The 20121-nt window shown below is 67.9% G+C and carries 18 protein-coding genes; 5 read left to right on the top strand and 13 right to left on the bottom strand.

Annotation, left to right across the window (positions count from 1 at the left end):
- The first annotated feature begins 63 nt into the window (after positions 1-63).
- Together E6C76_RS00450 and E6C76_RS00445 are read left to right on the top strand one after the other, a co-directional pair.
- Positions 64-396: an arsenic metallochaperone ArsD family protein gene (locus E6C76_RS00450; protein ID WP_136346310.1), complete on the top strand. Its 333-nt coding sequence runs from the start codon at positions 64-66 to the stop codon at positions 394-396.
- A gap of 109 nt (positions 397-505) precedes the next feature.
- Positions 506-1675: a methyltransferase gene (locus E6C76_RS00445; protein ID WP_136346309.1), complete on the top strand. Its 1170-nt coding sequence runs from the start codon at positions 506-508 to the stop codon at positions 1673-1675.
- Positions 1676-1703: 28 nt separating this feature from the next.
- On the opposite strand, the gene pstB is transcribed toward E6C76_RS00445, so the two are convergent.
- The 5 genes from pstB to glmM form a co-directional block, all read right to left on the bottom strand.
- A complete protein-coding gene (pstB, locus tag E6C76_RS00440) occupies positions 1704-2510 on the bottom strand; it encodes a phosphate ABC transporter ATP-binding protein PstB (protein ID WP_211090066.1) in 807 nt (268 codons plus the stop codon).
- A gap of 23 nt (positions 2511-2533) precedes the next feature.
- Positions 2534-3904, bottom strand: a complete 1371-nt coding sequence (gene pstA / locus E6C76_RS00435; RefSeq protein ID WP_136346307.1) for a phosphate ABC transporter permease PstA — start codon at positions 3902-3904, stop codon at positions 2534-2536.
- 6 nt (positions 3905-3910) lie between these two features.
- The gene (gene pstC / locus E6C76_RS00430; protein ID WP_136346306.1) at positions 3911-5284 is read right to left on the bottom strand and encodes a phosphate ABC transporter permease subunit PstC; all 1374 of its coding nucleotides are present in this window, start codon (positions 5282-5284) and stop codon (positions 3911-3913) included.
- A 112-nt stretch (positions 5285-5396) separates the two neighbouring features.
- On the bottom strand, positions 5397-6422 hold the full coding sequence (locus E6C76_RS00425) for a substrate-binding domain-containing protein (protein WP_136346305.1): 1026 nt from the start codon (positions 6420-6422) through the stop codon (positions 5397-5399).
- A 230-nt stretch (positions 6423-6652) separates the two neighbouring features.
- Positions 6653-8005, bottom strand: a complete 1353-nt coding sequence (gene glmM, locus E6C76_RS00420) for a phosphoglucosamine mutase (protein ID WP_136346304.1) — start codon at positions 8003-8005, stop codon at positions 6653-6655.
- Between the two features lie 316 nt (positions 8006-8321).
- Between glmM and E6C76_RS00415 the strand changes: the two genes are divergently transcribed.
- Both E6C76_RS00415 and E6C76_RS00410 read left to right on the top strand, forming a co-directional pair.
- On the top strand, positions 8322-8714 hold the full coding sequence (locus E6C76_RS00415) for a DUF1987 domain-containing protein (protein ID WP_136346303.1): 393 nt from the start codon (positions 8322-8324) through the stop codon (positions 8712-8714).
- Positions 8711-9493 carry a GGDEF domain-containing protein gene (locus E6C76_RS00410; protein ID WP_136346302.1) on the top strand — a complete coding sequence of 261 codons (783 nt, stop codon included), beginning with the start codon at positions 8711-8713 and terminating at the stop codon, positions 9491-9493. The genes E6C76_RS00415 and E6C76_RS00410 overlap by 4 nt, the downstream gene beginning before the upstream one ends.
- Positions 9494-9515: 22 nt before the next feature.
- Here E6C76_RS00410 and folP read toward each other — a convergent pair whose 3' ends face one another.
- The 3 genes from folP to rlmE all read right to left on the bottom strand — a co-directional run bounded on the left by folP (position 9516) and on the right by rlmE (position 13047).
- A complete protein-coding gene (gene folP, locus E6C76_RS00405) occupies positions 9516-10352 on the bottom strand; it encodes a dihydropteroate synthase (protein ID WP_168734195.1) in 837 nt (278 codons plus the stop codon).
- A 64-nt stretch (positions 10353-10416) separates the two neighbouring features.
- Positions 10417-12309 carry an ATP-dependent zinc metalloprotease FtsH gene (ftsH, locus tag E6C76_RS00400; protein ID WP_136346301.1) on the bottom strand — a complete coding sequence of 631 codons (1893 nt, stop codon included), beginning with the start codon at positions 12307-12309 and terminating at the stop codon, positions 10417-10419.
- 120 nt (positions 12310-12429) lie between these two features.
- A complete protein-coding gene (gene rlmE, locus E6C76_RS00395; protein WP_136346300.1) occupies positions 12430-13047 on the bottom strand; it encodes a 23S rRNA (uridine(2552)-2'-O)-methyltransferase RlmE in 618 nt (205 codons plus the stop codon).
- A 39-nt stretch (positions 13048-13086) separates the two neighbouring features.
- Between rlmE and E6C76_RS00390 the strand changes: the two genes are divergently transcribed.
- Complete coding sequence (locus E6C76_RS00390; protein WP_136346299.1) at positions 13087-13548, top strand: YhbY family RNA-binding protein; 462 nt, start codon at positions 13087-13089, stop codon at positions 13546-13548.
- A 137-nt stretch (positions 13549-13685) separates the two neighbouring features.
- Here E6C76_RS00390 and greA read toward each other — a convergent pair whose 3' ends face one another.
- The 5 genes from greA to E6C76_RS00365 form a co-directional block, all read right to left on the bottom strand.
- On the bottom strand, positions 13686-14162 hold the full coding sequence (gene greA / locus E6C76_RS00385; protein WP_136346298.1) for a transcription elongation factor GreA: 477 nt from the start codon (positions 14160-14162) through the stop codon (positions 13686-13688).
- On the bottom strand, positions 14159-17383 hold the full coding sequence (gene carB, locus E6C76_RS00380; RefSeq protein ID WP_136346297.1) for a carbamoyl-phosphate synthase large subunit: 3225 nt from the start codon (positions 17381-17383) through the stop codon (positions 14159-14161). The genes greA and carB overlap by 4 nt, the downstream gene beginning before the upstream one ends.
- 52 nt (positions 17384-17435) lie before the next feature.
- The gene (gene carA, locus E6C76_RS00375) at positions 17436-18578 is read right to left on the bottom strand and encodes a glutamine-hydrolyzing carbamoyl-phosphate synthase small subunit (RefSeq protein WP_136346296.1); all 1143 of its coding nucleotides are present in this window, start codon (positions 18576-18578) and stop codon (positions 17436-17438) included.
- Between the two features lie 273 nt (positions 18579-18851).
- On the bottom strand, positions 18852-19658 hold the full coding sequence (gene dapB, locus E6C76_RS00370) for a 4-hydroxy-tetrahydrodipicolinate reductase (RefSeq protein WP_136346295.1): 807 nt from the start codon (positions 19656-19658) through the stop codon (positions 18852-18854).
- A 33-nt stretch (positions 19659-19691) separates the two neighbouring features.
- Entirely contained in the window at positions 19692-20111 is a 420-nt protein-coding gene (locus tag E6C76_RS00365) for an outer membrane protein assembly factor BamE (RefSeq protein ID WP_136346294.1), read from the bottom strand.
- Between the last annotated feature and the right edge of the window lie 10 nt (positions 20112-20121).

The raw sequence follows: 20121 nt of genomic DNA, 5'->3' as shown, positions 1-20121 counted from the left end.
ACGACCAGCCGTCCCCTATGAGGACCCGGCGAATTCCCCCCAACCGCAACAAGGAAGCACGAAATGAAATCGATCCAGATCTTCCACACCACCTCCGGCAACACTGCCGACCAGACCCTGCTCGACGCCGCCGGCGATCTGGCCTGGGCCCAGCAGCAGGGCCTGCGGATCGAACGCATCGACATCGCGCAGCAAGCCGAGGCACTCGCCGACCACCCCGCCGCCAAGACCTATCTGGACAGCGCCGGGGCGGAGGCGCTGCCGCTGGTCCTGGTCGATGGCGCCGTCACCCTGGTGGGCCGCTACCCCGGACGCAGCGAATTCGCACGCTGGGCCGGCCTGCCCACGCTGCGCCCCAAGGAAGAGGGCGGCTCCTGCTGCGGGGAATGCTGCTGAGCACCACCGGACCGACAATGGCTGATATCGTGCCGGCCACGCGATTCATGAGCATACGCGAGACGCCCGCCCCGGCCGCCCCATCCATTCAGCCCGACGCCCCTCTTCCATGTCCGACTCCACGCCATCCGCCACCGACACGATCCGCTGGGAAGACGCGGACGGTACACACCAGCTCGCCTGGCGGGCCGAGGCTTCCACCCCCGCGCCGCGCCGGGTCAGCGCCGCCGACGACCGCCTGAGCGCCGACGCGGCCTACCGCCTGCTCAGCCAGGGCGAGGCCCTGCTATGGCAGGGCGACTACCACAACGCCCGCCAGTTGCTGCAGGCCCTGGGGCGGCGGACGACACGCGGGCCCGCCAAGCGCGGCAAACCTGTTGCGGCGGATGCAAGCGACCCGGCGGCGCGCTTTCACCGCGAACGCATGGCGCGCGCCCAGCGCGCCCGCCTGCTCGGCGGCCTGCTGCTGCCCTGCGAACCCGGCTATATGGTGCCGCTGCGCCGCGCGCCGGACGTGCGCGCGGCCTGCGAGGCGGCCTTCGGGCCCTCGCCGGACACGCCGTTCGCCCTGCCGCTGCGCGAGTTGCTCGGCGCCATCGGCGCCTACGAATGGTGGAAGAAAGGCGTGGAAGTGCCGGCCCTGGGCGCACGCATCCATCCGCACTACGGCGTGTTCGCGCCGGTGCGCGACGAATACGTGGATCTGCTCGCGCGGGCCCCGCTGCCCTCGCCCGCCCCCCGGCTGGCCTTCGATCTGGGCACCGGCACCGGGGTGCTGGCGGCGCTGCTGGCCAGACGCGGCGTGGAGCGGATCGTGGCCACCGACCTGTCGCCACGCGCGCTGGCCTGCGCGCGGGAGAACCTCGAACGCCTGGGCTGCGCCGCGCGCGTGGCGCTGCATGCCGCCGATCTGTATCCGCCCGGCCGCGCCGACCTGGTGGTGTGCAATCCGCCGTGGCTGCCGGGACGCGCCGGCTCGGCGCTGGATGCCGCCGTGTACGACCCGGACAGCCGCATGCTGCGCGGCTTTCTCGACGGCCTGGCAGAACACCTGAACGCGCACGGGGAAGGCTGGCTGATCCTCTCGGATCTGGCCGAGCACCTCGGTCTGCGCAGCCGCGAGCAGTTGCTCGGCTGGATCGCCGACGCCGGGCTGAAGGTGGTCGACCGGCAGGAAATCCGCCCCTGCCACCCACGCGCCCAGGATGCCGACGACCCGCTGCACGCCGCGCGCGCTGCCGAGCGCACCGCGCTGTGGCGGCTCGCGCCCGGCCGCTGAAACGCGCGCCGCGAGGCGCGCGCCGGCCTCAGCCGAAGCGGCCGGTGATGTAGTCCTCGGTGCGGCTGTCGCTCGGCGTGGTGAAGATCTTGGTGGTCTCGTCCACCTCCACCAGGTTGCCCAGGTGGAAGAAGGCGGTGCGCTTGGAAATGCGCGCGGCCTGCTGCATGTTGTGGGTGACGATGACGATGGTGTAGCTCTCGGACAGCTCGGTGATCAGTTGCTCCACCTTGGCGGTGGCGATCGGGTCGAGCGCCGAGCACGGTTCGTCCATCAGGATCACTTCCGGGCTCACCGCGATGGCGCGGGCGATGCACAGACGCTGCTGCTGGCCGCCGGACAGACCGGTGCCGGGCTGGTCCAGGCGGTCCTTCACCTCGTCCCACAAGCCGGCGCGCGTCAGGCTGCGCTGGACGATCTCGTCGAGTTCGGCGCGGCTCTCGGCCAGGCCGTGCAGGCGCGGGCCGTAGGCGATGTTCTCGTAGATCGACTTGGGGAACGGGTTGGGCTTCTGGAACACCATACCGACCCGCGCGCGCAGCAGCACCACGTCCAGGCGGCGATCGTAGATGTCCTCGCCGTCCAGCTCAATGCGGCCGGTGACGCGGCAGCCGTCGATGGTGTCGTTCATGCGGTTCAGGCAGCGCAGGAAGGTGGATTTGCCGCAGCCGGAGGGGCCGATGAAGGCCAGCACCTCGTTGGCGTAGATATCCAGATCCACCCCGTGCAGGGCTTCGCTTTCGCCGTAGAACACGCGCACATCGCGCGCGCTCATCTTCAGTTCGGGGGTGTGATTATTCTGCGCCGCTTCGGCGCTGGCCAGCGAGGCTCGCATGACGTCGTTTTCCATTTTCATCCTTACCACCTTTTCTCGAATCGCTTGCGCAGCCAGATGGCGAACGCGTTCAGGCTGAGCATCAGGGCCAGCAGCACGATGATGGCGGCGGAGGTACGGGCTTCGAAGAAGTTGCGCAGCTCGTTACCCTGCCACAGATAGATTTGCACCGGAAGCGCGGTCGATTGATCGAACGGCGTGCCCGGAATCGCGGCCACGAAGGCGCTCATGCCGATCAGCAGCAGCGGCGCGGTCTCGCCGATGGCCTGCGCCACGCCGATGATCGCGCCGGTGAGGATGCCCGGCAGGGCCAGCGGCAGCACGTGGTGCAGGATGGTCTGCACCTTGGAGGCACCGATGCCCAGCGCGGCCTGGCGGATCGACGGCGGAATCGCCTTCAGCGTGGAGCGCGTGGCGATGATCACCGTGGGCAGCGTCATCAGCGACAGCACCAGGCCGCCGACGATGGGCGCCGACAGCGGCATGCCGAACCAGTTGATGAACACCGCCGCGCCGAGCAGGCCGAAGATGATCGACGGCACCGCGGCGAGGTTGTTGATGTTCACCTCGATCAGGTCGGTGAAGCGGTTGCGCGGCGCGAACTCTTCCAGATACACCGCGCTGGCCACGCCCACCGGCACCGCCAGCAGGATGACGATCAGCATCATGTACAGCGAGCCGACGAAGGCGCCCGCCAGACCGGCTGAGGCCAGCGAACCGCGCGAGTCCGGATTGACGAACAGCGTGGTGCTGAAGCGCATCTGGATCACGCCGCGCTCGTACAGCTGGTCGGCCCAGGCACGCACCTCGGGGGGCAGCTGCTGCTGCGCATCCGGCAGGCTGCGGTCGATGTTGCCCTTCAGCCAGACATCCACGTTGGCGTCGGCGAGCAGCTTCAGCTGCGCGCGCTGGCCGATCAGTCCGGGGTTCTCGACCACCATGTCGCGCAGCTTGAAACGTTCCCCGGAGGTGACCAGCTGGCGCACGCGCGGGCGCGCCGAGGCCGCCTCGGGCAGGTGGGCGATCAGGCTGTCTTCCAGGATGCGGTTCCAGTTCACCATGGTGACCTGGGTCTGCCAGGCCATCTCGCGCTCGCGCAGCTGCGCGGGGCTCTCGCCGGGCTGGGCCACCGGGCGCGGATCGACGCGGATGATCTCCGGGTCGAAATACACCTCGGTGACCACCGTGGCCTGCCAGAACGCCGGCAGGCCCTTCGCCAGGATGCTGATGAACAGCAGCGCGACCATGCCGAGGCCGAAGACCACCGCCGACATGCCGATGAAACGGAAGCGCCGCTCGGCGCGGTGGCGCCGCTGCAGCGACTTTTCCACCCGCACGCGGCGCTTGTCGGACGCTGCGGCGGGCGGGTTGGGCTGGGCTTGTTGGATATCCACGGATTCTTACTCGTACTGTTCGCGGTACTTGCGCACGATGTAGAGGGCAACGATGTTCAGCGACAGGGTGATCGCGAACAGCGTCAGGCCCAGGGCGAAGGCCACCAGCGATTGCGGGCTGGCGAAGTCGATGTCGCCGGTGAGCTGATTGACGATGGTCACCGTCACCGTGGACACCGCCTCCAGCGGGTTGGCGTGCAGGATCGGGCTGTTGCCCGCCGCCAGCACCACGATCATGGTCTCGCCGATGGCACGGCTGGCGGCCAGCAGCACCGCGCCGACGATGCCCGGCAGCGCGGCCGGCAGCACCACCTTGCGGATGGTCTCGGACTTGGTGGCGCCCAGGCCCAGCGAGCCGTCGCGCATGGCCTTGGGTACCTGGGTGATGATGTCGTCGGACAGCGAGGAGATGAACGGGATGATCATGATGCCCATCACCACCCCTGCGGTCAGCGCGCTGGTGGCGCGGATGTCCAGCCCCACCGCGAGTCCCGCGCTGTGGAAGAATGGCCCGACCATGACCAGCGCGAAGAAGCCATACACGATGGTCGGCACCCCGGCCAGCACCTCGATGATCGGCTTGGCCAGCGCACGCACCCAGCCGGGCGCGTACTCGGCCATGAACACCGCGGTCATCAGGCCGACCGGCACCGCCACCAGCAGCGCGATGATGCTCACCATCACCGTGCCCCACAGCAGCGGCAGCAGGCCGAACTGGCCCAGCTCACCGGCCCCGGTGGTGGAGAAACGCGGATTCCACACCGTGCCGAAGAAGAAATCGACCGGATTGACGAAGCGGAAGAAGTGCAGCGCCTCGCCGACCATCGACAGCACGATGCCGATGGTGGTCAGGATGGCGATGGTGGAACACACCACCAGCAGCACGCGGAACACCGCTTCGACGTGATTGCGTGCGCGCAGCGCGGGGGACAGGCGGCGCAGCGCGTACACCAGCCCGGTCACCGCCAGCACCGCCATGCTGGCGATCATCGCCAGCCGTCCGGTGCCCTGCAGGCTGCGCAGACGCTCGGCGGCGGCCAGCTCATAGGCAGCCGGCTGATCGGACACGCCGAAGCCGGAAGCGATGGACTGCACGCGGCGCATCAGCACTTCCAACTCGTGTCCCTGCAGGCCGGCCATGTCCGGCGGCAGCTGGTTGAGCACGGCCGAGCGCAGGATGCCCGGTTCGAACAGGGACCACAGCAGGAACACGGTAAAAGCCGGCAGCCCGCACCACAGCGCCACCAGCAGACCATGATGGACCGGCCGGGAATGCATGCGCGCCTTCCCATCGACCAGCGACCTGCTGCGCATCGTGCCGAACTGGTAGGCAAAACCCATCGCCACCAGCAGCACGCACACCAGAACCCAGTTATTCATCTCCACTCCGCTTTCGGCAACCACCCCGGGGAGCGCCAGCGGCCGCCCGGGGTGGTCATCCGGTCATTCCGGAAAGGCTGGCGGACCGCCATCGGTCCGCCGCCGCATCCGCTTACTGTACCGTCTTGCCGGCGCGCAGGTCGGCCACGATCTTGGCGCGCTCGCTGTCGCCCAGCGGGATCAGGCCCGCGCTTTCCAGCGCGCTGCCGGCGCCGGAAATCTGCTCGGTCAGGAAGAATTCGGCGAATTCCTTGAGGCCGGGGATCACACCGATGTGCTCGCCCTTGACGTAGAAGTACAGCGGGCGGGAAACCGGATAGACGCCGGAAGCGATGGTCTGCAGGCTCGGGGTCACGCCATCCACCGTGGCCACCTTGAGGCGGTCGCGGTTCTGGTCGTAGAAGCTCAGGCCGAACACGCCCACGGCGTCGGCCTGGGCCTGCAGACGGGCCAGGGTTTCGGTGTAGTCGCCGGCGATCTCGATGATGCGGCCGTCCTGGCGCAGGGTGTTGCAGGCCTTCTTCTTACCGTCGGCGTCGAGCGCCTTCACTTCGTCCAGCGCATTGCAACCGGCGTGGGTCACCTTCTCTTCGAACACTTCGCGGGTGCCGTGGTTGGAGGCCGGGATCACCAGCACGATTTCCTGGTCCGGCAGCGCCTTGTCGATCTGCGCCCAGCGGGTGTAGGGGTTGGCGACGAACTTGCCGCCCTGCGGCACTTCGGCGGCAGCGGCCAGGAAGACGTGGCGCGGGGTCAGCGCGAAGCTGCCCTTGTCGGCGCGCGAGGCGAACACGATGCCGTCGTAGCCGAACTGCACTTCATGGATCTTGTTCACACCGGCCTTCTTGCAGCTTTCCACTTCGGCGGACCTGATGGCGCGCGAAGCGTTGGCGATGTCGATGGTGTTGGCGCCGACGCCCTGGCAGAACTGGCGCAGACCGCCGCCGGTGCCGCCGGAGCCGACCACCGGGGTCTTGAACTGCGGGAAGGCGTTGCCGAATTCCTCGGCGACGATGCTGGCGAACGGCAGCACGGTGGACGAACCGGCGATCTGCAGATTGTCGCGGGCCATGGCCGGGGCAGCGAAGGAAGCACCAACAGCCACGAGGGCGGTCGCGATGAGGCTCTTCTTGAACATGTACGGTTTCTCCAGTCTCGTCTATGAGCTTGCCCGGGTCGGGGGCGGGCTCCCGCTGTAGCGGGAACGAAACGGATTATCCGTGGCGAAGATGACAGTTCCGTTAAACGTCACGAAACCGTTCGAAAACCTTGCCGGCACTGCCGCCGGCCCCGGCAGGAACCCTGCCGGCGAGGGCGCAGGGCGTGTGGACGCGATCCGCGGCGGACCGAGTCCACACGCTCTGCGCCTTACTCGCTGGCCTGCTTGACGGCCTCGGCGATCTGTTCCGCCAGGCGCTCGACCTGCGTCGCGTCGCGTCCTTCCACCATCACGCGCAGCAGCGGTTCGGTGCCCGAAGGGCGCAGCAGCACGCGTCCGCTGTCGCCCAGTTCGGCCTCGGCGGACGCGCGCGCGGCGGCGATGTCCCGGTCGGACTGCCAGTCGAAGGCGGCGGACAGGCGCACATTGATGAGGCGCTGCGGGTAGAAGGCCAGGTCCGCGCATGCGCCGGCCAGCTCCTCGCCGCGCTGCTTGAGCGCGGCCAGCACCTGCAGGGCCGAGACGATGCCGTCGCCGGTGGTATGGCGGTCCAGGCAGATGATGTGGCCGGAGTTCTCGCCGCCCAGCTTCCAGCCACGCTCGTGCAAGGTTTCCAGCACGTAGCGGTCGCCCACCCTGGCACGCGCGAACGGTACGCCGAGACGGCCGATGGCATGTTCGAAGCCCAGATTGCTCATCAAGGTGCCGACCACGCCCTCCAGCCGGCCTTCGGCATGGCGCGCGCGCGCGATCACGTAGAGCAGCTTGTCGCCGTCGTAGATCTCGCCGGCGCGGTCCACCATGATCAGCCGGTCGCCGTCGCCGTCCAGCGCGATGCCCAGATCGGCGGCATTGGCCAGCACCGCGTTGCGCAGATTCTCGGGACGGGTGGCCCCCACCCCGTCGTTGATGTTGAGCCCGTTGGGCTCCACGCCCACCGGCACCACCTCGGCGCCCAGTTCGTGGAATACCGCCGGCGCGATGTGGTAGGCCGCGCCGTGCGCGCAGTCGAGCGCGATGCGCAGGCCGCGCAGGTCCAGCTCGTTGGGGAAGGTGCTCTTGCAGAACTCGATGTAGCGCCCGGCGGCATCATCGATGCGCCGCGCGCGCCCCAGGCGGGCGGAATCCACGCAACCCATCGGCTGCTCCAGGCGCTGCTCGATCTCCAGTTCCACCGCGTCCGGCAGCTTGGCGCCGCCGGCCGAGAAGAACTTGATGCCGTTGTCGAAGAACGGATTGTGCGAGGCGGAGATCACCACCCCGGCCTGCAGGCGCAGCGCGCGGGTGAGATAGGCCACCGCCGGCGTGGGCACCGGCCCGGCCAGCATCACATCCACGCCGGCGGCGGCGAAGCCGGCTTCCAGCGCGGCCTCCAGCATGTAGCCGGACACCCGCGTGTCCTTGCCGATCAGCACCGCCGGGCGCTCGCCGTGCGGCAGATGTTCGCGCGCCGCCAGGGTCACCCCGGCGGCATGGCCCAGGCGCATGATGAACTCCGGGGTGATCGGCGCCTGCCCCACCCGTCCGCGCACACCATCGGTGCCGAAATACTTGCGCGCCATCGCCCGCACCCCTCGTTGGAGAAAGGCTGGGATTATCGCAGAAGCACCCCGCCGCGACGCAACCCGGACAGGACCGGAAACGTGACCGGCGCAATGCTTCCCGGGCCAGTGCGCCCATGATTCCGGGGAGCGATGAAATATCGTGGCAACGAAGGAGCGCCATGATGGCCGCCAACGCACGCCGTGGTGATTCGCGCCTCGCCGGCCGATGCATTCCGGAGATCCCGCCGCGCGGCGGCCGGGAAAACCATCCACCTACCGGAGAACACCGAAGAACCGCCTGCCGCCATCACCGGACAGCGGAAACGACGACCCCATGCAGAACCTGCTCATCGCCGCCAGCCCGAACACGCCGGAAATCGATTTCCGCTTCGACCAGCACCTGCTGTCCCTGCAAGGGGAGTCCTACCCGGAAAACGCGGCGGCCTTCTACGGCCCGGTGCTGGAAGCCCTGCGCGGCTACCTGGCCCGCACGGAAGACAGGCCGCTGACGGTGAACGTCTCGCTCAGCTATTTCAACAGCTCCAGCACCAAGATGCTGTTCACGCTGTTCGGCGTGCTCGACCAGGCCGCCCGTGACGGACGCCGCATCACCCTGAACTGGTTCCACGAAGAAGAAGACGACACGATCTTCGAATTCGGCCAGGAACTGGAAGAGGATTTCCAGGCCCTGGACTTCCACGACCATCCCGTACGCCACCGCCCATGAACAACGCCGATCTGTTCCAAAGCGAGCTCGCCACCCTGGAGCAGGCCCTCTGGATACAGGGCCGCAACAACGCCAGCGCGGCCGAGTACCGCGACGCCCTGGGCACGCTGATCGTCGAGTTTCAGCGGCTGATGCGCGAAACCTCCCGGCTGATCCGCCACAGCGATCGCGCCGAGCTGGAAACCAACCGCCTCAACCGGCAGTTGCAGGAACTCGCCGCCCAGCTCGAATACCGCGCCACGCACGATGCGCTCACCGGCATCCTCAACCGCGCGGCGATCATCGAACGCGGCACCCGGCTGCTGGCGGACGAGGCGGTGGCCCTGATCGTCTTCGACATCGATTTCTTCAAGCGCATCAACGACGCCCACGGCCATCCCGCCGGCGACATGGTCCTGCGTGATCTGGTGGCCTGCCTGGGCCCGGTGGTCACCGATGGCGAACACATCGGACGCGTCGGCGGCGAAGAGTTCACCGTGCTGCTGCCCGGCCACGGCGCGGCCCAGGCCTGTGCGCTGGCCGAACACATCCGCGCGTGCATCGAGCGGCATCCCTTCGCGGCACCGGTCGGCCGCAGCGTGACGGTCAGTCTGGGGGTGAGCTGGAACGTGGCCGGCAGCAGTTTCGATGCGGCCTACGGACGCGCGGACGAGGCGCTGTACCGGGCCAAGCGCGCGGGACGCAACCGGGTGGAGTGCGCCGAGGAGCCGCCCTGCGGCCAGCATCGGCAGACCAGCCCCAATCCGCCCAGCCCCAATCCGCCGTTCGCGGATTCCTGACCCGCCACCGGCCGCCCGGAAGCTATGCGGCGGCCTCCTCCAGCGCGGCCAGCACCTTCAGCGCATCCACCGTGACCGCCACATCATGCACGCGCACGATACGCGCGCCGTGCTGCACGGCGAGCAGCGCCGCCGCCACGCTCGCGCCCAGGCGCTGATCCACCGGCCGGCCGGTGATCGCGCCCAGCATCGACTTGCGCGACAGCCCCGCAAGCACGGGCAGGCCCTCCACCCGCATGCGCGCCAGCGCACGCAGCAGGGCCAGATTGTGCGCCAGCGTCTTGCCGAAGCCGAAACCGGGGTCGAGCACGATGCGCTCACGCGCCACCCCGGCGGCCTCCAGCGCATGCACGCGTTCGGCCAGGAAGGACTCCACCTCGCCGACCACGTCGGCGTAGCGCGGATCGGCCTGCATGGTGCGCGGCTCGCCGCGCATGTGCATCACGCACAGGCCGGCGTTTCCAGCCGCCACTGCGTCGAGCGCGCCGGGGGAGCGGAAGCCGGCCACGTCGTTGATCATGTCCGCGCCCGCATCCAGCGCGGCGCGCATCACCGCGGGCTTCAGGGTATCCACCGAAATCGGCACCTCCAGCCCGGTAAGCGCCTTCACGGCGGGCACCACGCGGGCGATCTCCTCCGCCTCGGGCACCGGGTCGGAACCCGGCCGGGTGGATTCGGCGCCCAGGTCGAGCAACTCCGCGCCGGCCGCCAGCGCGGCCTCGGCGCGCGCCAGCGCCGCGGAAAGATCACGCCCCACCCCATCGCCGGAAAACGAATCGGGCGTCAGGTTGATGATGGCCATCACCCGCGGCCTGGACAGATCGAGACGGAAACGTCCGCATTGCAGGACGGTTTGCATTCGGGGCTCCGGAAAAGACAACGGGCCGGCATGGCCGGCCCGCGAGGGTGTGGTCGGCGAGGCCTCAGGCGGCCGGCGCCGGTGCGTTGGGCTCCTGGCCCGCGCTGTCGTCGGAGGGCGGCGGGCTGGGCTGGTTGACCGGCTTGGGCGGACGCGGCGGTCGGCCGGCCATGATGTCGTTGACCTGCTCGGCATCGATGGTCTCCCATTCGAGCAGCGCCTGGGTCATGGCCTCGACCTTGTCGCGGTTCTCCTCGATCAGGCGGCGCGCCAGCGCGTACTGCTCGTCGATGATGCGGCGGATTTCCGCATCCACCTGCTGCATGGTGGCTTCCGACACGTTGCGGTGCGTGGTGACCTGACGGCCGAGGAAGATCTCTCCTTCCTCCTCGCCATACACCATCGGCCCCAGGTTGTCCGACATGCCCCACTGGGTGACCATGCGGCGGGCCAGGTCGGTGGCGCGCGCGAAGTCGTTGGACGCACCGGTGGTCATCTGCTTCATGAAGATCTCTTCGCAGATGCGCCCGCCGAACAGCACGGCGATCATCTGCAGCAGACGGTCGCGGTCCTGGCTGTAGCGGTCTTCGGTGGGCAGCTGCATGGTCACGCCCAGCGCGCGGCCGCGCGGGATGATGGTGACCTTGTGCACCGGGTCGGTCTTGTCCAGCAGCTTGGCGACCACGGCGTGGCCGGACTCGTGGTAGGCGGTGTTCTTGCGCTCTTCCTCGGGCATGACCACGGAGCGGCGCTCGGCGCCCATCATGATCTTGTCCTTGGCACGCTCGAAGTCGTCCATGTCCACCAGGCGCTTGTTGGCGCGCGCGGCGAACAGCGCGGCCTCGTTGACCAGGTTGGCCAGATCGGCGCCGGCGAAGCCCGGCGTGCCGCGCGCCAGCACCTGCGGCTCGACGTCCGGCGCGATGGGCACCTTGCGCATGTGCACCTTGAGGATCTGCTCGCGGCCGCGGATGTCCGGCAGCGGCACCACCACCTGGCGGTCGAAGCGGCCCGGGCGCAGCAGCGCGGGGTCGAGCACGTCCGGACGGTTGGTGGCGGCGATGACGATCACCCCGGTCTGGCCCTCGAAGCCGTCCATCTCCACCAGCAGCTGGTTCAGGGTCTGCTCGCGCTCGTCGTTGCCGCCGCCCAGGCCGGCGCCGCGCTGGCGGCCGACCGCGTCGATTTCATCGATGAAGATGATGCACGGTGCGTGCTTCTTGGCCTGCTCGAACATGTCGCGCACGCGCGCGGCACCCACGCCGACGAACATCTCGACGAAGTCCGAACCGGAGATGGAGAAGAACGGCACCTTGGCCTCGCCGGCGATGGCCTTGGCGAGCAGGGTCTTGCCGGTACCCGGCGAGCCGACCATCAGCACGCCCTTGGGAATACGCCCACCGAGCTTCTGGAACTTGGACGGATCACGCAGGAAGTCCACCAGTTCGCCCACTTCCTCCTTGGCCTCGTCGCAACCCGCAACGTCTGCGAAGGTGATGGAGTTGGCGGAATCGTCGAGCATGCGCGCCTTGCTCTTGCCGAACGAGAACGCACCGCCCTTGCCGCCGCCCTGCATCTGGCGCATGAAGAAGATCCATACGCCGATCAGCAGCAGCATGGGGAACCAGGAGATGAAGATGCTGGCGAGGAAGGACTGTTCTTCTTCCGGCTTGGCCGCGGTCACCGCGACGCCGTAGCGCATCAGGTCGGACACCATCCAGATGTCCTGCACGCCCGGGGTATACACGGTCAGCGAGCGGCCATCCTGGGTGATCGCGCGCAGCGTGCGGCCATCCACGGTGACCTTGGTGATGCGCCCGGACTTGGCCTCCTCCATGAACTGGGAGTACTCCATGGTGTTGGGCGCGACCTGGCGCTCGTTGAACTGGTTGAAGACCGTCATCAGCACGACGCCGATCACCATCCAGATTGCGAGATTCTTGAAGAGATTGTTCAACGTGATTCCTCGAAAGCCCGGCTGGGGCCAGCGCAAGATGGACCCATTCTAGTGGCGAACGTTCCCGCCGGCAAACCAATGACCGTGATGCAAAAAACCAATCGGCTGACCCGGAAAGGCCTATTTGAGCCCCTGCCCGAGCAGATAGACCTCGGCGCTGCGATCCCGCGACGCCTTGGGTTTGCGCACCTGCACGACGCGGAACACCTCCTGCATGGCGCGGCGCAGTTCATCGAAGCCCTCACCCTGGAAGACCTTGACCAGGAAGTTGCCGCCCGGTTTCAGGTGGCGCGCGGCGAAGTCCAGCGCCAGTTCGCACAGATGGATCGAACGCGCCTGATCCACTGTGGGCACCCCAGACATATTGGGGGCCATGTCGGAAAGTACAAGGTCCACCGCCGCGCCCTCCAATCCGGCCTCGAAGCGCTCGGCGATACCGTCGTCGGTGAAGTCGCCCTGCAGGAACTCGACACCGGGGATCGGCTCGATCGGCAGCAGGTCGAGCGCGAACACCCGCCCCTTCGCGCCGATGCGCTGCACCGCCACCTGGGACCACGAGCCCGGCGCCGCGCCCAGATCCACCACCACCATGCCGGCGCGCAACAGGCGGTCGCGCTCGTCGATCTCCGCCAGCTTGAAGGCCGCGCGCGAGCGGTAGCCCTGGGCCTTGGCCTGCTGCACGTAGGCATCGGTGACGTGCTCGCGCATCCAGGCCTTGCTGGTCTTGGTTCGCTTCATCGGAGTAGAATCCGTCCCCTGAAAAAATCGAGAAAATACATGATCGAACTGACTCCCGCCCAGCGCCGCGACCTGCGCGCCCGCGCCCACCACCTGAACCCGGTGGCCGCCATCGCGGGCAACGGCCTGACCGACGCGGTGCTCGCCGAAATCGAACGCGCGCTGCAGGCCCACGAACTCATCAAGGTGCGCGTGTACGGCACCGAGCGCGATATCCGCGAGGCGCTGATGAGCCAGTTGTGCGCCGCGCTGCAAGCCGCCCCCGTGCAACACATCGGCAACATCCTGGTGGTCTGGCGCGAACGCCGCGAGGAAGCGCCGGCGGCCAACGCCACCGCCCCCAGGCGCGGACGCGCCGCGCGGCCTTCCACCGCCAAGTCGGCCGGCGCCTTCGCCGCCACCGCGCGCCGCGCGGCCCTCAAGCAGGCGGCCGAGCAAAAGCGCACACGCACCACCAGCCGCCCGGGCGCCCCGCGCCCCTACACGCCCCGCAAGAAGTAATACCGCCCGGGGTGTTCGCGGCGCATCGAGCCGCCGCCGCTTCCCAGCGCCCCGGATGATGCCGCCACGCCTCGCGTTGCCGCCCCATCGGGCGGCGCCTTGGGGTGCCCGGCCCCGGCGCCGCCGGGGGAAGCGCTTCAGATGTAGCGTACGTCGACGATCTCGTACTCGCGCAGGCCGCCCGGCGCCTGTACCTCGGCGATGTCGCCGGCGTACTTGCCGATCAGCGCGCGGGCGATCGGCGAACTGATGGAAATCTTGTTCAGCTTGATGTCCGCCTCGTCGTCGCCGACGATCTGGTAGGTCACCGCCTGCCCGGAGTCCATGTCCTCCAGCTCGACGGTGGCGCCGAACACGCAGCGGCCGTCGGCATCGAGCAGCTTCGGGTCGATGATCTGCGCGGTGGCCAGCTTGGCCTCCAGCTCCATGATGCGGCCTTCGATGAAGCCCTGGCGATCCTTGGCGGCCTCGTATTCGGCGTTTTCCGACAGGTCGCCGTGCGAACGCGCCTCGGCGATCGCGGCAATCACGTTGGGGCGTTCCACCGTCTTCATGCGGTGCAGCTCGGCGCGCAGCATTTCCGCGCCTTCCACGGTCAGGGGTGTCTTGTTCATGCTTGCTTCAGTTCGGCGTGCAGGGACTGCAGGGAATACACCTCGAGGCCGGCCAGATGGCGCATGCCCATGCAGGCGGCGCGCGCGCCCTCGATGGTGGTGTACACGGTGACCTTGGCGGCCAGTGCGCTGGTACGGATGGAGCGCGAGTCGGTGACCGCCTGGCGCTTTTCTTCCACCGTGTTGATGACCAGCACGATTTCATCGTTCTTGATCATGTCCACGATGTGCGGACGGCCCTCGGTGACCTTGTTCACCATGGCCACTGGGATGCCGGCGGCCTCCAGCGCGCCGCCGGTGCCACGGGTGGCCACCAGGCGGAAGCCCAGGTCGTGCAGCTCGCGCGCCACCTCCACCGCAGCCGGGCGGTCGGTGGGCTTGACGCTGATGAACACCGTGCCGGCTTCCGGCAGGCGCACGCTGGCGGCGATCTGGCTCTTCACGAAGGCCTCGGCGAAGCTGCGGCCCACGCCCATGACCTCGCCGGTGGACTTCATTTCCGGCCCCAGGATGGTGTCGACGCCGGGGAACTTGACGAAGGGGAACACCGCCTCCTTCACCGAGTAATACGGCGGCACGACCTCGCCGGCAACGCCCTGGCTGGCCAGGCTCTGGCTGGCCATGCAGCGCGCGGCGATCTTGGCCAGCGGCAGGCTGCACGCCTTGGAGACGAAGGGCACGGTGCGCGAGGCGCGCGGGTTCACTTCCAGCACGTAGACCACGGCATTGTCGCCCTCGCCCTGGATGGCGAACTGCACGTTCATCAGGCCGCACACGTTGAGGGCGCGGGCCATCGCCTCGGTCTGGCGGCGCAGTTCGTCTTGCAGCGCGGCCGACAGGGTGTAGGGCGGCAGCGAGCAGGCGGAGTCACCCGAGTGCACGCCGGCCTGCTCGATGTGCTCCATGATGCCGCCGATGATCACCTGCTGGCCGTCGGACAGAGCATCCACGTCCACCTCGGTGGCGTCGTTGAGGAAGCGGTCGAGCAGCACCGGGGATTCGTTGGAGACCTTGACGGCCTCGCGCATGTAGCGCTCCAGGTCCTTCTGTTCATGGACGATCTCCATCGCCCGGCCGCCCAGCACGTAGCTGGGGCGCACCACCAGCGGGTAGCCGATCTCGGCGGCCAGGCGCACGGCTTCGTCCGGCGTGCGCGCGGTGCGGTTGGGCGGCTGCTTGAGACCCAGGTCGTTGAGCAGCTTCTGGAAGCGCTCGCGGTCCTCGGCAGCATCGATCATGTCCGGCGTGGTGCCGATGATGGGCACGCCGTTGTCCTGCAGGGCCTGGGCGCGCTTCAGCGGGGTCTGGCCGCCGAACTGCACGATCACGCCGACCGGCTTCTCGATATGCACGATCTCCAGGATGTCTTCCAGGGTGATCGGTTCGAAGTACAGGCGGTCGGAGGTATCGTAGTCGGTGGACACGGTTTCCGGGTTGCAGTTGACCATGATGGTCTCGTACCCGTCCTCGCGCAGCGCCAGCGCGGCATGCACGCAGCAGTAGTCGAACTCGATGCCCTGGCCGATGCGGTTCGGTCCGCCGCCGAGCACCATGATCTTCTTCTTGCCGGTGGGGCGTGCCTCGCACTCTTCCTCGTAGGAGGAATACAGGTAGGCGGTGGACGTGGCGAATTCGGCCGCGCAGGTGTCCACGCGCTTGAACACCGGACGCACGCCCAGGGTGTGGCGGTGCAGGCGCACGGCGGTCTCGTCGCTGCCGAGCAGCTTGGCCAGACGGCGGTCGGAGAAACCCTTCTGCTTCAGCGCGCGCAGTTCGGCGGCCTGCAGCGCCTTCAGCGAACGGCCGACCAACGCCTTTTCGGTGAGCACGATGTCTTCGATCTGGGCGAGGAACCAGGGATCGATCTTGGTCAGGTTATGCACCTGCTCCTGGGTATAGCCCTCGCGGAAGGCCTGGCCCACGTACCAGATGCGCTGGGCACCCGGATTGACCAGTTCGTGTTCCAGATCCTCGCGATCGGCCTCCACCTCGTCCAGGCCGTAGGCACCCACTTCCAGGCCGCGCAGGGCCTTCTGGAAGGATTCCTGGAAGCAGCGGCCCATGGCCATGACCTCGCCCACCGACTTCATCTGCGTGGTCAGGCGGTCGTTGGCCTGGGGGAACTTCTCGAAGGCGAAGCGCGGGATCTTGGTGACCACGTAGTCGATGGACGGCTCGAACGAGGCCGGCGTGGCGCCGCCGGTGATGTCATTCTTCAGTTCGTCCAGCGTGTAGCCCACCGCCAGCTTGGCGGCGACCTTGGCAATCGGGAAGCCGGTGGCCTTGGAAGCCAGCGCGGAAGAGCGCGACACCCGCGGATTCATCTCGATGACGATCATCCGACCGTCCTTCGGATTGATGGCGAACTGCACGTTGGAGCCGCCGGTATCCACGCCGATCTCGCGCAGCACCGCGATCGAGGCGTTGCGCAGGATCTGGTATTCCTTGTCGGTGAGCGTCTGCGCCGGGGCCACGGTGATCGAGTCGCCGGTGTGCACGCCCATCGGGTCGAGGTTCTCGATGGAACACACGATGATGCAGTTGTCGGCGCGGTCGCGCACGACTTCCATCTCGTATTCCTTCCAGCCCAGCAGGGATTCCTCGATCAGCAGTTCGTTGGTCGGGCTGGCCTCGAGACCGCGCTTGCAGATCTCGTGGAACTCTTCCATGTTGTAGGCGATGCCGCCGCCGGTGCCGCCTAGCGTAAAGCTCGGGCGGATGATCACCGGGAAGCCGATGCCGCCCTGCACCTGCAACGCCTCTTCCATGCTGTGGGCGATGCCGGAACGCGCCGAGCCGAGGCCGATCTTGGTCATCGCGTCCTTGAACTTGAGGCGGTCCTCGGCCTTGTCGATGGCCTCTTCGGAGGCGCCGATCAGTTCCACGCCGTACTTCGCCAGCACGCCGTTGCGCGCCAGGTCGAGCGCGCAGTTGAGCGCGGTCTGCCCGCCCATGGTGGGCAGGATGGCGTCCGGGCGTTCCTTCTCGATGATGCGCTCGACCACCTGCCAGGTGATCGGCTCGATGTAGGTCACATCGGCGGTACCCGGATCGGTCATGATCGTGGCCGGGTTGGAGTTCACCAGGATGACCTTGTAGCCTTCTTCGCGCAGGGCCTTGCAGGCCTGGGCGCCGGAATAGTCGAACTCACAGGCCTGGCCGATGATGATCGGGCCGGCGCCGATGATCAGGATGGACTGGATGTCTGTACGCTTGGGCATTGCCTTGTCTCGGGGTCGGTGACGGCGGGCTATGGCCCGCCTGAATGCAATCTTATTTGGCCGCTTCGATCAGTTGGATGAAACGGTCGAAGAGGTAGGCGACGTCGTGCGGGCCGGGGCTGGCTTCCGGGTGGCCCTGGAAGGAGAACGCCGGCACGTCGGTGCGCGCGATGCCCTGGTTGGTGCCATCGAACAGCGACACATGGGTGGCACGCAGACTGGCCGGCATGGCGGCCGGATCGACGGCGAAGCCGTGGTTCTGGCTGGTGATCAGCACCTTGCCGGAATCCAGATCCTTCACCGGGTGGTTGGCGCCGTGATGGCCGGTGGCCATCTTCATGGTCTTCGCTCCGGAAGCCAGCGCCAGCAACTGATGGCCCAGGCAGATGCCGAAGGTCGGCACGCGCGCAGCGAGGATCTCGCGGATCGCCTCGATGGCGTAGTCGCAGGGCTCCGGGTCGCCGGGGCCGTTGGACAGGAACACGCCGTCGGGCTTGAGCGCCAGCACGTCCCTGGCCGGCGTCTGCGCCGGCACCACGGTGAGCCGGCAGCCGCGCGAGGCGAGCATGCGCAGGATGTTGAACTTGACGCCGAAGTCGTAGGCCACCACATGGAAGCGGGGCTGCTCCTGCGCCACATAGCCCTGCCCCAGCACCCATTCGCCTTCGTTCCACGGGAAGGATTCGGTGGCGCTCACCACCTTGGCCAGGTCCATGCCGGCCAGGCCCGGGAAAGCCCGCGCCTGGGCAATGGCCGCCTCGACGTCGATCACGCCACCGGCTTCGCCGGTGACGATGCAGCCCGCCTGCGCGCCCTTCTCGCGCAGCACGCGGGTGAGCTTGCGGGTGTCGATGCCGGCGATGGCCACCACGTTCTCCGCCTTCAGGTAGGCGTCGAGGGTCTGCTGCAGGCGGAAGTTGGAAGCAAGCAGGGGCAGGTCGCGGATCACCAGGCCGGCGGCATGCACGCGGCCGGCCTCGACGTCCTCACTGTTCACACCGGTGTTGCCGATGTGCGGGTAGGTCAGCGTAACGATCTGGCGGCAGTAGCTGGGGTCGGTCAGGATCTCCTGATAGCCCGACATGGAGGTATTGAACACCACCTCGCCGACCGTGCTGCCTGCCGCGCCGATACCCTTGCCGTGGAAGATCGTCCCGTCGGCAAGCGCAAGAAGGGCGGGCGGGAAAGCAGTCACGAGAAACTCCTGGATTGAAACTGGAAACCGGGACGCGCCGGGCCCGCATCGGCAAGCCCACCAGCGCTCAAGTCCATATGTGAAAAAACGGGACGAGCCGTCCGGCCAATCCCGCTTCAAATCCTTGAGATTGTAATGTTTTAACGCGCCGTAGGCAACGCGGCAAGCACCGGCATCCCTGGCGAACGGCCCGCCGGCTGCACCACGGAATCCGCCGCAATCCCGCCAGCCGCCTGCGCTCGAGGGCAGCGCAGGCGCTCTCCGCCGCGATGCTCAGCGCAGGCCGAGCACGTCCTGCATGTCGAACAGTCCGGCGGTGCGCCCGGCCAGGAAGCGGGCCGCGCGCATCGAACCCAGCGCGTACGGCATGCGGCTGCCGGACTTGTGGGTGATCTCGATGCGCTCGCCGATGCCGGCGAACAGCACGGTGTGGTCACCCACCACGTCGCCGCCGCGAATCGTCGAGAAACCGATGGTCTCGGCCTTGCGCTCGCCGGTGACGCCTTCGCGCCCGTAGATCGCGCAGGAATCCAGATCGCGCCCGAGCTCGCGGGCGACCACTTCGCCCATGCGCAGCGCGGTGCCGGACGGCGCATCCACCTTGAAGCGGTGGTGCGCCTCGATGACCTCGACGTCGTAGCCTTCATTGAGGATGCGCGCGGCCACTTCGAGCAGCTTGAACACCGCATTGACGCCCACCGCCATGTTGGGTGCGAACACCACCGGCACCTCGCGCGCCGCCTCGGCGATGGCCTGCTTGCCGGCGGCATCGAAGCCCGTGGTGCCGATCACCACCGCCTTGCCCAATTCGCGCGCCAGCGCCAGATGCGCGAGCGTGCCTTCCGGGCGGGTGAAGTCGATCAGGCAATCACTGGCGGCGATGGCGGCACGGGCGTCGTCGCCGATCGCCACGCCGGTGTGGGCCCCCGCCATCTCGCCGGCGTCGCGGCCGACGAAGGGCGTGCCCGGGCGATCGAAGGCCGCAGCCAGTTCGATGCCCTCATCCTTCAGCGCCGCCTCGATGAGCATGCGCCCCATGCGTCCGGACGCGCCGGCGATGGCTACACGAATACGTTCCATGGATGCTGCGTTTCCTTGCTTGCGCGCCGGGCCTTATTTCTTGCCGGCCGGCGCCTCGATGTCGATCACCCGGCCACGTTCGCCGCGCGCCGCCTCGGCCTCGGCCTGCGCATCGCCGGCCTCGATGTCGCCCTCCAGCCGGTCCAGCCGGTCGCCCTCGAAGAACACCGAGAGGACGCGCTGCTCCTGCTGGCCGCGCCCGGGCGCGAACACGTAAACGTAGTCCCAACGGTCGTTGCGGAACATATCGACGACCAGCGGTGTCCCCAACAGGAAGCGCACTTGTTCCCGCGTCATGCCCCGGCGCAACTGGGCGACCATTTCCTGGTCAACATAATTGCCCTGCCGGACATCGATGCGATATGGATTGAGACGTTCTACAATGGAGTTTGCGGAGCAGCCGGCCAACAGGCCGAAAGCCGCGAACACTACGGTCAGGTGCGTGAGGCGCATGGAGGATCGA

It is taken from the genome of Pseudothauera nasutitermitis (genome assembly GCF_004801295.1).
In the GTDB taxonomy this organism is placed as follows: Bacteria; Pseudomonadota; Gammaproteobacteria; order Burkholderiales; family Rhodocyclaceae; genus Pseudothauera; species Pseudothauera nasutitermitis.
The sequence above is the reverse complement of the archived record's forward strand: the minus strand, read 5'-3'. Positions and strand labels throughout refer to the sequence as shown.

What these genes read in the sequence shown, in the direction of transcription:
- E6C76_RS00450 (WP_136346310.1), top strand. Translation starts at nt 64, where the DNA reads ATGAAATCGATCCAGATCTTCCACACCACCTCCGGCAACACTGCCGAC.
- folP (WP_168734195.1), bottom strand. Translation starts at nt 10,352, where the DNA reads ATGCAAACCGTCCTGCAATGCGGACGTTTCCGTCTCGATCTGTCCAGG.
- pstC (WP_136346306.1), bottom strand. Translation starts at nt 5,284, where the DNA reads ATGAATAACTGGGTTCTGGTGTGCGTGCTGCTGGTGGCGATGGGTTTT.
- E6C76_RS00390 (WP_136346299.1), top strand. Translation starts at nt 13,087, where the DNA reads ATGATCGAACTGACTCCCGCCCAGCGCCGCGACCTGCGCGCCCGCGCC.
- E6C76_RS00410 (WP_136346302.1), top strand. Translation starts at nt 8,711, where the DNA reads ATGAACAACGCCGATCTGTTCCAAAGCGAGCTCGCCACCCTGGAGCAG.
- dapB (WP_136346295.1), bottom strand. Translation starts at nt 19,658, where the DNA reads ATGGAACGTATTCGTGTAGCCATCGCCGGCGCGTCCGGACGCATGGGG.
- E6C76_RS00445 (WP_136346309.1), top strand. Translation starts at nt 506, where the DNA reads ATGTCCGACTCCACGCCATCCGCCACCGACACGATCCGCTGGGAAGAC.
- E6C76_RS00415 (WP_136346303.1), top strand. Translation starts at nt 8,322, where the DNA reads ATGCAGAACCTGCTCATCGCCGCCAGCCCGAACACGCCGGAAATCGAT.
- greA (WP_136346298.1), bottom strand. Translation starts at nt 14,162, where the DNA reads ATGAACAAGACACCCCTGACCGTGGAAGGCGCGGAAATGCTGCGCGCC.
- E6C76_RS00365 (WP_136346294.1), bottom strand. Translation starts at nt 20,111, where the DNA reads ATGCGCCTCACGCACCTGACCGTAGTGTTCGCGGCTTTCGGCCTGTTG.
- E6C76_RS00425 (WP_136346305.1), bottom strand. Translation starts at nt 6,422, where the DNA reads ATGTTCAAGAAGAGCCTCATCGCGACCGCCCTCGTGGCTGTTGGTGCT.
- carB (WP_136346297.1), bottom strand. Translation starts at nt 17,383, where the DNA reads ATGCCCAAGCGTACAGACATCCAGTCCATCCTGATCATCGGCGCCGGC.
- glmM (WP_136346304.1), bottom strand. Translation starts at nt 8,005, where the DNA reads ATGGCGCGCAAGTATTTCGGCACCGATGGTGTGCGCGGACGGGTGGGG.
- pstB (WP_211090066.1), bottom strand. Translation starts at nt 2,510, where the DNA reads ATGCGAGCCTCGCTGGCCAGCGCCGAAGCGGCGCAGAATAATCACACC.
- rlmE (WP_136346300.1), bottom strand. Translation starts at nt 13,047, where the DNA reads ATGAAGCGAACCAAGACCAGCAAGGCCTGGATGCGCGAGCACGTCACC.